At 32.8% G+C, this 15,107-nt stretch carries 10 protein-coding genes and 1 CRISPR repeat array (1 of these 11 running past the window's edge); of the genes, 6 read left to right on the plus strand and 4 right to left on the minus strand.

What is annotated here, in order from left to right; all coding sequences use genetic code 11:
- A complete protein-coding gene (locus F5ESL0225_RS01000; RefSeq protein WP_122047685.1) occupies positions 1–747 on the plus strand; it encodes an aspartate/glutamate racemase family protein in 747 nt (248 codons plus the stop codon).
- A 95-nt stretch (positions 748–842) separates the two neighbouring features.
- On the opposite strand, the gene F5ESL0225_RS01005 is transcribed toward F5ESL0225_RS01000, so the two are convergent.
- The 3 genes from F5ESL0225_RS01005 to F5ESL0225_RS01015 are packed head-to-tail and all read right to left on the minus strand — an operon-like array spanning position 843 to position 3,534.
- On the minus strand, positions 843–1,646 hold the full coding sequence (locus tag F5ESL0225_RS01005) for an ABC transporter ATP-binding protein (RefSeq protein WP_122024397.1): 804 nt from the start codon (positions 1,644–1,646) through the stop codon (positions 843–845).
- Positions 1,639–2,541 (minus strand): ABC transporter permease, encoded by a 903-nt coding sequence (locus F5ESL0225_RS01010; protein ID WP_122047686.1) that lies wholly within the window; start codon positions 2,539–2,541, stop codon positions 1,639–1,641. Before F5ESL0225_RS01010 ends, F5ESL0225_RS01005 begins: the two co-directional genes overlap by 8 nt.
- Positions 2,542–2,568: 27 nt before the next feature.
- Positions 2,569–3,534, minus strand: a complete 966-nt coding sequence (locus tag F5ESL0225_RS01015) for an ABC transporter substrate-binding protein (protein ID WP_122021256.1) — start codon at positions 3,532–3,534, stop codon at positions 2,569–2,571.
- 525 nt (positions 3,535–4,059) lie between these two features.
- On the opposite strand from F5ESL0225_RS01015, the gene F5ESL0225_RS01020 reads away from it, so the two are divergent.
- The gene (locus F5ESL0225_RS01020; RefSeq protein WP_122047687.1) at positions 4,060–6,624 is read left to right on the plus strand and encodes a sigma 54-interacting transcriptional regulator; all 2,565 of its coding nucleotides are present in this window, start codon (positions 4,060–4,062) and stop codon (positions 6,622–6,624) included.
- Positions 6,625–6,675: 51 nt separating this feature from the next.
- Here the strand turns inward: F5ESL0225_RS01020 and F5ESL0225_RS01025 are convergent, their stop codons facing one another.
- Positions 6,676–7,617, minus strand: coding sequence for an aldo/keto reductase family oxidoreductase (locus F5ESL0225_RS01025; protein ID WP_122047688.1), 942 nt, complete (start codon positions 7,615–7,617; stop codon positions 6,676–6,678).
- Between the two features lie 188 nt (positions 7,618–7,805).
- Here F5ESL0225_RS01025 and cas9 point away from each other — a divergent pair, with 188 nt between their 5' ends.
- The 4 genes from cas9 (at position 7,806) to csn2 (ending at position 14,084) form a co-directional block, all read left to right on the plus strand.
- Positions 7,806–11,996: a type II CRISPR RNA-guided endonuclease Cas9 gene (gene cas9 / locus F5ESL0225_RS01030; RefSeq protein WP_122047689.1), complete on the plus strand. Its 4,191-nt coding sequence runs from the start codon at positions 7,806–7,808 to the stop codon at positions 11,994–11,996.
- A gap of 228 nt (positions 11,997–12,224) precedes the next feature.
- Positions 12,225–13,136, plus strand: a complete 912-nt coding sequence (cas1, locus tag F5ESL0225_RS01035; RefSeq protein WP_122047690.1) for a type II CRISPR-associated endonuclease Cas1 — start codon at positions 12,225–12,227, stop codon at positions 13,134–13,136.
- Entirely contained in the window at positions 13,114–13,419 is a 306-nt protein-coding gene (gene cas2 / locus F5ESL0225_RS01040) for a CRISPR-associated endonuclease Cas2 (RefSeq protein ID WP_199692567.1), read from the plus strand. Before cas1 ends, cas2 begins: the two co-directional genes overlap by 23 nt.
- Positions 13,416–14,084, plus strand: coding sequence for a type II-A CRISPR-associated protein Csn2 (gene csn2, locus F5ESL0225_RS01045; protein ID WP_122047691.1), 669 nt, complete (start codon positions 13,416–13,418; stop codon positions 14,082–14,084). Before cas2 ends, csn2 begins: the two co-directional genes overlap by 4 nt.
- 32 nt (positions 14,085–14,116) lie before the next feature.
- Positions 14,117–15,107: a CRISPR direct-repeat array (repeat unit 36 nt; unit sequence GTTTTAGATGGTTGTTAGATCAATGATGATTAGAAC) (it continues 167 nt past the right edge of the window).

Below are 15,107 nucleotides of genomic sequence, written 5' to 3' on the forward strand. Positions count from 1 at the left end.
ATGAAGCATTTTTTTACAATTATTGGTGGAATGGGAACGATTGCAACAGAAAGCTTTATCCGTTCAATTAATCATCGAATGGAAATTACTTGTGATCAGGATTATTTGAATTATATTTTAGTTAATGATGCGCAAGTCCCTGATCGAACAACTTATATTAAGGATCATACTAAACCGAACTTCTTTACTGCTTTGCGGGAAGACTTTTTGCAACAGGTCACATTGCAACCCGATTTTTTCGTAATGCCATGTAATACGGCACATTATTTCTATGATGACTTAGCTAATTTAACTGATATTCCATTTTTGCATATGATGAGAATTGCGGTACACAATTTCGTGGAAAAATTTCCTGAGCAAAAGAAGATTGGACTTATTGCAACTGAAGGGTCAATTTATGATCATCTGTATGTAGATGAGCTAAATAAAGTGAATCGTAGTGCTGAACTTGGTGGTCCTGAGATTCAGCCTCTAGTTACGAAACTAATTTATTCTAATATTAAACAAAAGGGCGTAGTTGATGCTGAATTGTATCATTCCATCTTGCGCAAGATGCATGATGAATATGGTTGTAATGTTATATTACTGGGCTGTACCGAGCTTTCTTTAGCACAGGAACAGGCTCCCAATCATCCATATCAGGTAATTGATCCGCAATCAATTATGGCAGATGTCGTAATTGAACTTGAACTGAAAATCAGAGCAGGTAAGGATCCTAAACAGGTTATTCAAAAATATTTATATTAATTAAAAAAGATAGATAAGGCATCCATAAAAGCTTTAACAACAAAAAATAACTCCTAAAAGTATTACTTTTAGGAGCTATTTTTTATCTAAGTTTATTATCTAAGTAACATTGCATCATCTTCTAGTTTAGAGCCAACTTGCTTTTGGAACAGGTCCATTAATTTGGAAACAGTCAAACTTTGTTTTTCTGGTCCAACTAAGTCTAAAGCTACACGTCCTTGATGGAGCATGACTAATCGATTGCCATAATGAATAGCATCTTCCATATTATGCGTCACCATAAAGGCAGTTAATTTTTGTTCGCTAATTAATTTTTTGGTAAGTTCCATGACTGTAATTGAAGTCTTAGGATCAAGAGCCGCGGTATGTTCATCTAATAATATCAAATCAGGACGTTGCAGGGTAGCCATTAAAAGGGTAATGGCTTGTCGTTGTCCCCCAGAAAGTAACCCAATTTCAGTTTCGAGTCGATTTTCAAGGTTTAAATTAAGTTGTGCAAGTTGTGTTTTAAAAAATTCACGATCTCGCTTGTTAACTCCATTATGAAAACCGCGACGTTTTCCCCGTTTCATTGCCAAAGCGAGATTTTCTTCAACCGTTAACCTAACTGCTGTCCCCATTTTGGGATCTTGAAAAACACGGCTAATATTTTTTGAACGCTTAGTTACAGTTAGCTTACTGATGTCAATATCATTTAGAATAATTTGTCCCTCTTGCACAGGTATAGTTCCAGCAATACTGTTTAGTAAAGTTGACTTACCAGCACCATTACTACCAATGATAGTTACAAAATCACCAGCATTCAATTCAAGATTAACGCCACGTAAGACCGGATTTTCATTTACAGTGCCGCGACCAAAAGTTTGATGAAGATTCTTAATTTGTAATACTTTAGGCATTTTTCTTTTCCCCCTTAAGATTGCGTGGCAAGTGAAAATTAGGCAAAATTAAGCAAATTACTAAAACCAATGCTGAGGCCAGTTTGGCATCAGAAGGTTCAACATTCATTTGAAAGACTAGTGCTAAAATGAAGCGGTAGATAATGGCACTTAAAACCAATGTAATTAGCCGCTTTCCCAGTGGCAAGTGGTGCAAAATAACTTCAGCAATAATAATTGAAGCAAGTCCAATAACAATTGTTCCAACTCCTGAATTAAGGTCGGCAAAGCCATTATTTTGAGCTAAAAGAGCACCGGAAAGAGCAATACAGCCATTGGAAATCATATAACCTAAAATTTTCATTCTTTGTGTTTTAATCCCGTTAGCTGCACTCATTTCAGGGTTATCACCCGTGGCCCGCATGGCAAGACCAATCTCAGTTTTGAAAAAGATAATTAAGAGGCTAATAATAATTAATGCGATAATTAGCCCCATAACAATAACAGCATTATTACGAGATAGGCCCCAATTCTGGGCGATAGTAAAGAGGGTCTCTTTACCTAAAAGTGATACATTGGCCGCATTGTTCATTATGCGAGAAGTGATAGAATAGAGCCCCGTCATGGTAATAATCCCTGCTAATAGGGAAGGAATTTTTAATTTAGTATTTAAAAATCCTGTGACAAAACCCGCAATCATCCCACCAGCAAATGCAGCAATTGTAGCTAAGATTGGGTTAATCCCATTAATTAAACACATTGTGGCGATTGCTCCGCCTAAGGGAAAACTCCCTTCAGCCGTCATATCAGCTAAATCTAAAATTCGAAAAGTTAAATAAACACCAACTGCCATTAATGACCAGAGCAAACCTTGTGAGGTGGATGAGAGAAATAAATCCCAAAAAGTATTTAACATAATTATACGTTCACGTTACCTTCCTAATTACTTGGGAGCTTTAATAGATTTAGGATTAATACCTAAAGCTTTAGCCATTTCTTTATTAACGACTAAATTCAATTGATTGGCTTTTTCCACTGGCATATCACTTGGCTTGGCTTTACCATCTAAAATTTTAGCTGCCATTTTTCCCGTTTGCTTACCTAATTCTTCATAGTCAATACCGATTGAAGCTAAGCCACCATGCTTAATTTGATCAGTCGAACCGGCAACGAGTGGAATCTTTTTTTCTTTTACTACTTTACCAATGATTGAAGCTGCAGAAGCAAAAGTATTATCTGTTGGGACATAAATTCCTTGAACTTTATTTGCTAATGTTTCAGTAACTTGTTGGACATCGTTAGTAGTATTAGCAGTTTTAACTAAAACTTTAACGCCAGCTTTCTTTAAGGCAGCAATGGCTAAATCAGCTTGAATTTTTGAATTTGATTCACCAGCGTTGTACATAACTCCGATTGTTTTAGCTTTAGGCACAATTGATAGTAATAGCTCAATTTGTTTGTCAATTGAAACCATATCGGTTGTGCCAGTAACATTTCTGCCAGGCTTAGAATTAGAATTAACTAGTTTGGCTGCCTTTAAATCAGTTACTGCGGTGACAACTGTTGGGATATCTTCAGTGGCATTGGCAATACTTTGTGCTGCTGGAGTAGCAATTCCTAAAATTAAATCAGATTTGTCATTAATCAATTTTTCACTCATACTTTTAAGATTATCTTGACTATTTTGTGCATTTTGATAATCAATTTTTAGATTTTTACCCTCGGTGTAGCCGCCCTCTTTTAGTCCTTTTTTGAAACCTTTGTAAGCTTTATCTAGCGAGGGATGTTGAACAACTTGTAGTACACCAACATGCTTAATTTGTGAATGATTATGAGCTTTTTTGCTACATCCACCTAAGAGTAGAAGTCCGGCTAAACTAATCCCTACTACTATTTTTTTAAATTTCATCTGATTTCCTCCGAATAATAATCAAAAATAAGACAATAAAACAATAAAAAATACCCACCAATTCCGAGTGGGTATACATTAATTATCTTTTATTAAGCAATCAATTGCGGCTAACCACTCAGAAGTTATGTGGCTAACCGTAATTAAAAGGGCTTTAGCCATCATAGATAAATTCAAACTAGAACTGTGTTTGAATTCATCTAGATGAATTCAAACTTTATCTAAAATAGCTAAAGTAATAACGGTTATTCAGCTGTAAGTTACAATTTAAATTAATTTTCATTAAAAAATACCTCCAACTTTAAGGAAAAGTATAAAATAACTTTAGAATATTGTCAAGCCTAATGTTTATATTTTAAAGTCAATAAATAATAAGAAAAAGCAAATTGTAGTATATTATTTAAATAATACATGTATAGCATATTTCATTATGCAAACCTAGACGAGAACACAAAATTGTATAGAAAATAAATTTATAATTAGCTATAATTATAAATAAAGAGAACAATTTTGGAGAGATGGATAATGAGTTGGGCTGAAGAAAGAGTTTTAAATAAGATAAAGAATTTACCTGGTAATGATGTAATTAGTACTAGTGAACTGGCAGCAGAATTAAATTTATCTAGATCTGTTGTTAGCCATTATCTAAATCAACTTGCCAAAGAAAATAGAATACAAAAAATCAAAGAACGACCAGTTAAATGGCGCAAAAATTCGATTAATAAAACGACTGATTTATCATTTGCCAGTGTTATCGGTAGTCAGGGATCATTAAAAAGAGTAGTAGAACAGTTATGTGCTGCTGTAATTTATCCACCAAATGGTTTAGATGTATTAATTACTGGTAATACTGGCGTAGGTAAAAGTTATTTAGCTGAAAGATTGGTCGCGTATGCCAAAGAAGTAGGAAGTATCAAAGCTAATGCACCATATTTATGCCTAAATTGTGCTAGTTATGCTGGTAATCCTGAACAAATTACTACTTTATTATTTGGGTCTGCTAAAGCAAGTGCTACACAAGCAAAAGGTTTAATTGAAAAGGCAAATGGGGGTTATTTATTTTTAGATCAAGTTGATCGATTAAGCAATGTTAATCAAGAAAAAATTCTAAATTTTATTGATTCTGGGCAATTTTATAAAGTGGGCGATAATGTTCACCATGTTAAATCTAATGTTCGCTTAATAATGGCAACAACAAAAGATCCAGAAAGAGTATTGTTGCATTCTTTCTTAAGAAAAATACCTGTTCAGGTTAATTTGCCTGATTATGCTAAAAGACCAATTGATGAGCGCTTAGAAATATTACGGTCATTTTTTTACGATGAAGGACAGAGAATTAATAAGAAAATAGTAGTCGATGAAGAGGTTGTTTCAGCACTATTACAAATTAATCATAAAGATAATGTTAGCTATATAAAGAATATAGTTCGGGCGTCATGTTCGGCGGCTTATCATGATTGGTTTAGTTCGAATACAATGTATTTAAAGCTAAAGAACCTTATTCTTGATTATTTACCACCATTTAAAAACTATGGTTCAATTGTTGTTGATCCTGCACTTGTTATTAGATATTCTGAAAGTAAAAGCTTAAATAAAAAATTAACCAATATTTCTCAAGAATTAAAAAAGGTGATTAATGCATTTTCCGATACAAGTTTAAGTAATTGCCGTTTAAGAATTGAAGCAATAAACAAGCTAAATGAATCAAGTTCCCAAGCGTCAGGACTACATGTGCAACATAAACAACTATTTGCTGAAATAATTGAAAAGAAATATGGGCTGGCTAAGGCTGCATATTTAGAATTAACAATTTATTATTTATATGAGCATCATTTTAAACCAGATTGTGATATTGAGAAATTAAGAGCAGTTGTTCTCAAAAAACTACCACGAGCATATCATGTGGCTCGAAGTTTTTATAGCAAATTGCCAATCTTAGATAAGGATAGTCATCAAGGCCTAACATATATATTTGCTATTCTATTAAGCGAATATATCGATGAAAATGTTAAATTACATGGTCTGTTAGTTGGTCATGGTGAAAATACAGCTACCAGTATTCAAGCAGTTGTTAATTCGCTTTGTGGTAACTATATTTTTGATGCAATTGATGTTGCAATTGATGCTGATACAACTACCATGATTAATGCGATTAATAACTTGGTTTTAAATTATAATGCGATAAATGGCCTGGTCTTAATGGTCGATATGGGCTCTTTAAATAAGTTATATAGTGAAGTTGGTTCGAATTTAAATTGTGATTTACTGGTAGTTAATAAATTAACAACTGTAACCGCATTAGATTTAGCTTCTAAAATGAAGCAAAATTTAGATTTTACTAGAATTGCCAGTAGTGCTGAACGGGAATACCAAATAAATGTAAAGTACTATAATGGTTTTTCCCAAACAAAAAATATTCTGGTATCTTGCATTTCTGGTTTAAAAGTTGCTGAACAAATAAGTGAAATTCTGCGACAATATTTGCCAGCGGATATAAAAATAATTCCTTTAGGGTACAATGACTTGAAGGAAAAAATTGTTACTAAGCAGTGGGCTTATTTTGAGCAAACATTATTTTTGTTAACCACTTTTGATATAACAGAAAAAATCAAGTTTAAATATATGAACTTATACGATATTTTAGCGATTAGTGGTGAAAAAAAATTAAAACTTTGGCTGCAACCATATTTAAACCAACAACAATTAACAGATTTAAATAATAAATTATTGTGTTTCTTTTCTAAGGAAGGAATTGCTGAACGCTTAAATTTCTTGAATCCAAGTGTAGTAATAAAAGAGGTTGAAGAAATTAATAAAAAATATGAAGATTTCTATAATTTGGAATTAGATGGCAAAATTAAATTGAATCTTTATATGCATGTTGCCCTGATGATTGAACGTGCTGTCATGCGGAATAATGTAATTGAGGTTCAGCCTAAATCTGAAAAAGAAAAAGCTTTCTTTAAAATAACGCGTACCATTTTCCAACCAGTTGAGTTAAAATATAACGTCACAATTTCAAATTATGAAATTTCTTTATTATATGATTTGTTAAAGCAATATATTAACATAGATGATAATGATGTTTGATTACTAAAAAAGTCATAGTCGAATTTGACTATGACTTTTTTAAAAAATTATTTATGGTAAATCGTTGCCAGCAGCTAAATAAAGGTCATACCATTCTTGGGCACTTAGTTCAATATCGGCTCCCTTGGCACTATCAATAATATGTTCGGGTGTCATGGTACCAATAATTACTTGAATATTAGCGGGATAGCGCAAAATCCAGGCGGCTGCAATTGCATTTTTAGAACACCCTTTTAACTTGGCTAATTTCTCTAAGGTATCATTAACTTGCGGAAATTTTGAATTACCAATAAAGTTACCCTCGATTTGACCGTATTGAAAGGGCGACCAAGCTTGAATAGTCATTTGATGCAGTCTTGAATAATCAAAGATACCGCGGTCATGGTCAATACTGCGATTGTCGGTCATATTAGTATGAATATTAAAATCAATCGGTCCGGTATGCATGATACTGAATTGTAATTGGTTGATTAGTAATTTTTGGCTGATACCAGCTTGTAATAAGTCAACTTGGCGGGGATTGAAATTTGAAACTCCAAAATGACGCACTTTCCCATCTTGTTGCAATTCGTCAAATGCAGCCCCGACTTCTGCAGGATCCATCAAGGCATCAGGACGATGCAAAAGTAAGCTGTCTAAATAATCAATTTGCATTCTAGATAAAATGCCATCGACTGACTTTATAATGTATTTTTTTGAGAAATCATAACGTGTAGTTTTGTAATTAAGCGTGGGCTCTTCATAAATACCAGTCTTTGATTGAATATAAAAATCTTCTCGTTTAAGGGAAGAATTCTTTAAGGCATTTCCAAAAACTGTTTCCGACTTTCCATGACCATAAACATCAGCTGAATCAATATAATTAATACCAACATCATGCGCTGTTTCTAATGTCTTGACCGCGCTATCAATATTTAATTTGTTCATCCGCATAATTCCTAGTGCAAGCGCTGAACTAGAAAACTCCGTATTACCAATTTTAATTTGTTTCATAATTTGCCTCCTTTCTTAAGTATACGACAAATTTGCTTAAATAATTTGGAAACGATTGCAAACAAATATCCAAGTAAAGTAAAAATAGTTGCCGTTTTTCAAAAATTAATAGTGAATATATTATCTTTTAGAGTTAATATAATAAAAACAATAACTTGAATTTGCTATTTTTAGAAGGGAGTCTTGTAATGACTAAATTAAATGATGATTATATTTTAGGTCTCGATATCGGGACTAATTCTTGTGGTTGGGCTGCTAGTGATAAAAATAATAACTTATTGAAATTGCGCGGCAAAACTGCTTTGGGTTCGCACTTATTTGAGGAAGGTCATTCAGCAGCTGATCGGCGTAGTTTTAGAACAACTAGGAGACGACTTAAACGTAGAAAGTGGCGCTTAGGACTATTAGAAGAAATATTTGCTGACGAAATGGTACAAGTAGATCCGAGCTTTTTTGTACGATTACATAAATCTTGGATTTCACCATTAGATAAAATGCGTACCAAGTACCCAGCAATTGTTTTTCCAACGGCAGAGGAAGATAGCGAGTTTTATAAGAAATATCCGACGATTTATCATTTACGACATGCTTTAATGACTGAGGATAAGCGCTTTGATTTGCGTGAGATTTTCTTAGCGATTCATCATATTGTTAAATATCGTGGTAATTTCTTGCAAGACACGTCTATTAATAACTTTAATGCTTCAAAGATTGATGTGGGCCCTGTTTTAAGTGATTTAAATAATAGTTATCGTCAATTAACAGATGAGAATCTGGATTCAATTCAGTTTAAAATTGAAAATGCAGGACAAATTGAAGCTGTGATTCGCGGTCAAGATGATGAGCGTACTCTGTATAAGTCAGATAAGGTTAAGAAGATTGCACAGTTATTAGTTGATTCAAGTGACAAAGCAGCTAAGAATGTTGCTAAGCAAGTTGCCAATGCCATAATGGGTTACAAGACACAATTTGAGACAATTTTAAATAAAGAAATTGATAAAATCGATAAAGGAAGTTGGGAATTTAAACTAACCGACGCAGATGCAGATGACAAATTGGAATCGCTTTTAACTGAGCTAAATGAGCAAGAGGAAACAATTATTGCTGAAATTCGTAAGTTGTTTGGCGCAATTACATTAAGTAACATTGTTTATGAAGGGATGACTTTATCAGAATCCATGGTGGAAAAATATAAACAGCATGGTAGTGATTACAAGCTACTTAAAAGTGTGGCTAAGAATCATCATGATAAGCAAAAAGCGGAAAATTTAAAGCTTGCCTATGATTTATACGTTAATTATCGTCATGGACGATTACTTGAAGCTAAAACAACATTAAAAAAATGGCATAAGGGTAGTGGTGTTTTAAGTAAAGAGGAATTTTATAAAATAGTCCAAGATAATCTCGATGATTCTGAAGCATCTACCCAAATTATCCAAGAAATTGAACAAGATAAGTTTATGCCTAAACAGCGAATTAACAGTAATGGTGTAATTCCTTATCAGCTTCATCAAATTGAGCTTGATCAAATTATTGCAATGCAGAGTAAATACTATCCATTTTTGGCTGAATCAAATCCAGTTGAAGAGCATCTAAAGCAGGCTCCTTATAAACTTGATGAGTTAGTAAGATTCAGAGTGCCATATTATGTTGGCCCAATGATCACTACTGATCAACAAAAAGAAACATCAGGTAAAAATTTTGCATGGATGATTCGCAAAAGCGATGACACGATAACACCGTGGAATTTTGAACAAGTAGTAGATACTCATCAATCAGCCAGAAAATTTATCACGCGGATGACAATTAAGGATACTTATTTACTTGGTGAAGATGTTTTACCTGCTAATAGTTTGTTGTACCAAAAATATGAAGTTTTGAATGAACTTAATAATGTTAAAATCAATAAAAAGCGACTTGATCCCCAACTAAAGCAGGCTATTTATAATGATTTGTTTATGCAAAACAAAATAGTTAAAGTTGAAGAATTAACTAATTATTTAAAACAAAATCAACATCTTGAATACATTGAAATTAAAGGCTTAGCCGATCCTAAAAAATTTAATTCTAGTTTATCTAGTTATTATCAGCTTAAAAAAATGAAGCTTTTTGATAAGCAACTTGATGACCCTAATTATCAAGCAGATTTTGAAAAAATAATTGAATTATCTTCGATTTTTGAAGATAAAAAGATATACCAAGCAGAACTGCATACAATTAAGTGGTTAACAGAAGAACAAATTAAGACTTTAGCCAAATGGCGTCTAAAAGGATGGGGGCGTCTCTCAAAGAGATTGTTACAAGAACTGCATGATAGCAATGGTCAAAATATCATTGAATCATTGTGGAATAGTCAAAAGAACTTTATGCAAGTTGTTACAGAACCAGATTTTAAAGTGGCAATTGTTAAAGAAAATGAGCAAGTTACTAAAGATAATGGTATTGAAGCTATTTTAGCTGATGCATATACCTCACCGGCTAATAAGAAGGCGATTAGACAAGTAATAAAAGTAGTTGATGATGTTGTCAAAGCAGCTGGCGGCAGGGCTCCAGCACAGTTTGCAATTGAATTTGCACGTGAACCCGATAAAAATCCTAGGTTATCCCAATTAAGAGGTAGTAAATTACTCAAAGCTTATCAAGATACTGCAAGGGAAATTGTAAATAAAGATCTAGTTAATTCTTTGAAAAATAGCATGACGGATCGTAAACTAGATCAGGATAAGTATTTCCTCTATTTCATGCAGGGTGGCAGGGATGCATACACTGGTAAAAAAATTAATATTGATGAAATTACATCACGCTATGAAATAGATCATATTTTACCGCAGTCATTTGTCAAAGATGATTCACTAGACAATCGTGTTTTAACTTTTAAGGCATTAAATGCAGCAAAATCTGATGATGTGCCATATAAGCATTTTGCTAATAAAAGTATAGCCGATCTTAACATGACCGTAGGTGAAATGTGGAAAAAATGGCAGGAAGATGGCTTAATTACTAAACGTAAGCTAGGAAACCTTTTACTAGATCCTGACCATATGAATAAATATCAACGTTCTGGATTTATTAATAGACAATTAGTTGAAACAAGCCAAATTATTAAACTGGTTTCAGTTATATTGCAAAGTAAATATCCTGATTCTGAAATTGTTGTGGTTAAGGCCAGTTATAATTCTGCTTTACGTAAAAGGTTACAGTTATATAAGAGTAGAGCGGTTAATGATTATCATCATGCACTTGATGCTTATCTGTCAGTTATTTGCGCTAACTTCTTGTATCAAGTTTATCCAAAATTACGACCGTTCTTTGTTTATGGAAAATTCAAAAAGTTTAAAGAAAGTGAAAAAGTACAAGATGAAACTATTGAACAGGTAAAGACTTTTAGTTTCATTTGGCCATTATTGCAAAAAGATACTAAAGAGCGAAAAGCACCGGAAGAGATTCGAGAAAACAACAGCAATCAGATAGTCTTTTATAAACATCCAGATATTTTTGACAAATTACGAAAAGCTTATAATTATAAATATATGTTAGTATCACGTGAAACCACTTCAGAAGATCAAGCAATGTTTAATATGACTATTTATCCACGTGCTGAGCGCGATACTGCTAAAACTAGAAGCCTAATTCCGAAAGGTGAAGGATTAGATACTAAAATTTATGGTGGTTATAGTGGCAATACTGATGCCTACATGGCTCTTGTTAAAATTACTAGTATAAAAGATACTATCTATCGGGTAGTAGGAGTACCAATGCGCGGTCTTGCGAATCTTAAGAAGGCTAAAAAAGTTGGAAATTATAATGAGGTTCTTAAGCAAATCTTAGAGCCCTTAATAATGTATGACAAAAAAGGAAAACCTAAACGTGGTGTGAAAAGCTTTACCATTCTTGCTGGGCATTTATTAAATAAACAAGTAGTCATTGATGGTGATCGAAAATTTGCACTGTCAAGTTCGGCGTATATGTATAATGCAAAACAATTAACTTTGTCGCAAGAAACAATGCGGATTGTTTCCGGCCACATTGAGAAAACTGAAGACAAAGATACACTATTTATCTCTGCTTATGATGAAATTTTAGCAAAAGTTCATAAATATTTACCATTGTATAATATTAATAAGTTTATAGAAGGTTTAGACCAGGGGCGCGAAAAATTTATTAATCTCGAAACTAACGATAAAGCGAAAATTTTGAAAGAATTGTTGAATGGATTACATGACAATTCTCAATTTGGTAATCTTAAAGCAATTGGAATTAAAACTCCATTTGGTATGATGCAAATAGCGAATGGTATTATACTTTCATCTAATGCTAAGCTAATTTTTCAATCACCAACTGGTTTATTTGAAAAGAGAGTTAAAGTTACGGATTTATAAAGCAAAAAAAGGGAACCGAAAAATCCGGTTCCCTTTTTTGTGTATAAAAAAGCCTCCGCTATAGAGCTGAGGTAGGACGATAAATATCGCGTTAAAACTTACATCAAATGATGCTTGTTTGATTTTAAAATTTGGTTGTTAGATCAATGATGATCAGAAATCATCTGTCAGGAGCTACCTGACAGATAAATTATAACATTTTTGGTAAAAGATGCAAGGAGGACTTCTATGGGATGGCGTTCCGTAATTATTACCCAACATGCGAAATTAACTTATACAATGAACATGATGGTTGTACAAACGCGTGATGGTATTAATCAAATACCAATTGAGGATATTAATTTACTACTAGTCTCAACGACACAAGCAGTAATTTCAAGCGCATTGATTAGTAAACTAGCTCAAAATCAGGCAAAAGTAATCTTTGTGGATGAGAAGAGTAATCCAGTAACTGAGACAGTTGATTATTATCCGGGTGCTAGAAAAATGAAAAAATTGGTTAAACAAGTTAATTGGGATAAGGATCGCAAAGAAAAACTTTGGACAATGATTGTTAATAAAAAAATCACAAATCAGATAAAGGTTTTAGAAAATTATCACTTGAATACCCAAACTGTTTATGATGAACTGAATCAATTGGAATTAAATGATTGCAGTAATCGTGAAGCGGCTGCTGCAAGAAAATATTTTATGATATTGTTTGACAAGACCTTTGTTCGCCGTAATCCATGTGCAATTAATGCTGCTCTTGATTATGGTTATGCAATTCTACTGTCGAGTTTTAATCGTGAAATTGCAATTAATGGTTATTCTACTTATTTAGGAATTCATCACTGCTCTGAAGAAAATCAATTTAATTTGGCATCAGATTTAATGGAGCCTTTTAGACCATTTGTCGATTATTGGGTTAAGGCTAATGAGAAAATCAAGGAGTTAACGCCAGATATTAAGTATGGGTTAGTTGAACTATTGAGCTTGGAAATTAATTTTAATGGTAAAAAGACGTTGTTAACTAATGCAATTGCAGACTATACTCGCCATTGTTTAACTTTTCTAAGTAATGATGATTGCGGGTTACCAGAAATGGAGATGAGCTTAACAAATGAGGTACCGAATAATGCGTTTAATGATAATGTTTGATTTGCCAACGGAAACAGCGCAACAAAGAAAAGAATACCGACAATTTCGTAAGAAGTTAATTAATGAGGGGTTCTTGATGATACAGTATTCTGTTTATGTTCGCGTTTGTGTAACGCGGCAGACTGCCCAATTTTTAGAAAAGAGAGTTAAAAAATTTTTGCCTAAAGGTGGTATAGTACAGTCATTAATGATTACGGAAAAGCAATATAATGATATGCATTTTTTGGTAGGGAAACCTATAGAAGATGTGCGCAATCTGTCGGATAGGACGGTGATTCTATGATTTTATCGTATTCGACGCACAAGAAATGGATATTGACTAACTCAGGCATAAAAATCATTGCCACGCAAAGTCCAATTGCTTTTCGTGATTTAGTGCAGGCATTTCAGTGTCAGAATGAGATGATAATTTGTACGAATGATAGTTATGATTCACTTGATATTGCTAAAACATTTGATTTTGTTGGTGATCCACTTTTGAGTGGCGACATAATTAAAAAATATATGTCAAATATCTTGAATAGTTATATTGCTAATATTAATGAAAATAATCGAAACCGAATTTTTACTGCATTACAAAATTTAGAAGTAGCTATTGATGATTCACTAATGCTGGAAGACTTACCATTAATAATTAAGTTTGATGATGATTTGAAAAAACTATTGAAATTTTTTGATTTACATATAGATTATGAAATTACTAAGAGTCCCTATGCTATAATAGAAATGATTTTTAAAATTCATCAATCATGTAACTTGAAATCGATCCCTGTGATGTGTAATTCAACACACTATTTAGAACAGGATCAATTGCTAGAGTTATCAAGTTTAGCCAAGCAAATGAAGATGATGGTAGTTCTTTTAGAGTTTGCTTCCCCAGATTTATTGGTTGTACCTGAGGGTGTGCAATTTTATTATATTGATCAGGATCTAATCGATTTGTACTGACATCTATATTAAAACTTTATTATAAAATATCGGTTTTAGATGGTTGTTAGATCAATGATGATTAGAACAGACGTAAGAAATAATAAATAGAATATATAGTTTTAGATGGTTGTTAGATCAATGATGATTAGAACAGTCAAATTAACCTTACAGCCCCAACAGTTGTTTTAGATGGTTGTTAGATCAATGATGATTAGAACTTTTGTAAAACAAAAAAATCTCAAATAATAGTTTTAGATGGTTGTTAGATCAATGATGATTAGAACTTTACCCAAGCTTGTATCTTTTGTTTTTTCGTTTTAGATGGTTGTTAGATCAATGATGATTAGAACAAATTAAAAGTTGATTGGGATTAATATAAAGTTTTAGATGGTTGTTAGATCAATGATGATTAGAACTATGGTTTTTGCAAGGAGTAATAATTATGAGTTTTAGATGGTTGTTAGATCAATGATGATTAGAACAATGGATTTAGAACAAAAAACGCAAGAATTGTTTTAGATGGTTGTTAGATCAATGATGATTAGAACTTGTTGGATTTTCAAGTCTTTTAACTGCTTGTTTTAGATGGTTGTTAGATCAATGATGATTAGAACCTTTTGGCTCAAAATCTAGTGGCATTTATAGTTTTAGATGGTTGTTAGATCAATGATGATTAGAACCACCTTCTACAGAAAATCTACAAAAGGTTGGTTTTAGATGGTTGTTAGATCAATGATGATTAGAACGATATGTTTAACTAACAAACCGCTTAGAGCGTTTTAGATGGTTGTTAGATCAATGATGATTAGAACAATTAGCTAAAGAACAGCATTTGACTTTAGGTTTTAGATGGTTGTTAGATCAATGATGATTAGAACTCGCCATTTACATCTGCGGTACCTAAGACTGTTTTAGATGGTTGTTAGATCAATGATGATTAGAACCATTCAATGCTTTAGCTCATCAATACATCAGTTTTAGATGGTTGTTAGATCAATGATGATTAGAACTAATAAAACAATTAAAGAACAAGCGAGGTAG

Origin of the sequence: Lactobacillus sp. ESL0225, assembly GCF_003692905.1 — a bacterium.
Taxonomy (GTDB): Bacteria; Bacillota; Bacilli; order Lactobacillales; family Lactobacillaceae; genus Lactobacillus; species Lactobacillus bombicola.

Excerpts from the sequence above, each read along its gene's own strand:
- F5ESL0225_RS01000 (WP_122047685.1), top strand. The coding sequence starts at position 1 with ATGAAGCATTTTTTTACAATTATTGGTGGAATGGGAACGATTGCAACA.
- F5ESL0225_RS01005 (WP_122024397.1), bottom strand. The coding sequence starts at position 1,646 with ATGCCTAAAGTATTACAAATTAAGAATCTTCATCAAACTTTTGGTCGC.
- F5ESL0225_RS01010 (WP_122047686.1), bottom strand. The coding sequence starts at position 2,541 with ATGTTAAATACTTTTTGGGATTTATTTCTCTCATCCACCTCACAAGGT.
- F5ESL0225_RS01015 (WP_122021256.1), bottom strand. The coding sequence starts at position 3,534 with ATGAAATTTAAAAAAATAGTAGTAGGGATTAGTTTAGCCGGACTTCTA.
- F5ESL0225_RS01020 (WP_122047687.1), top strand. The coding sequence starts at position 4,060 with ATGAGTTGGGCTGAAGAAAGAGTTTTAAATAAGATAAAGAATTTACCT.
- F5ESL0225_RS01025 (WP_122047688.1), bottom strand. The coding sequence starts at position 7,617 with ATGAAACAAATTAAAATTGGTAATACGGAGTTTTCTAGTTCAGCGCTT.
- cas9 (WP_122047689.1), top strand. The coding sequence starts at position 7,806 with ATGACTAAATTAAATGATGATTATATTTTAGGTCTCGATATCGGGACT.
- cas1 (WP_122047690.1), top strand. The coding sequence starts at position 12,225 with ATGGGATGGCGTTCCGTAATTATTACCCAACATGCGAAATTAACTTAT.
- cas2 (WP_199692567.1), top strand. The coding sequence starts at position 13,114 with ATGCGTTTAATGATAATGTTTGATTTGCCAACGGAAACAGCGCAACAA.
- csn2 (WP_122047691.1), top strand. The coding sequence starts at position 13,416 with ATGATTTTATCGTATTCGACGCACAAGAAATGGATATTGACTAACTCA.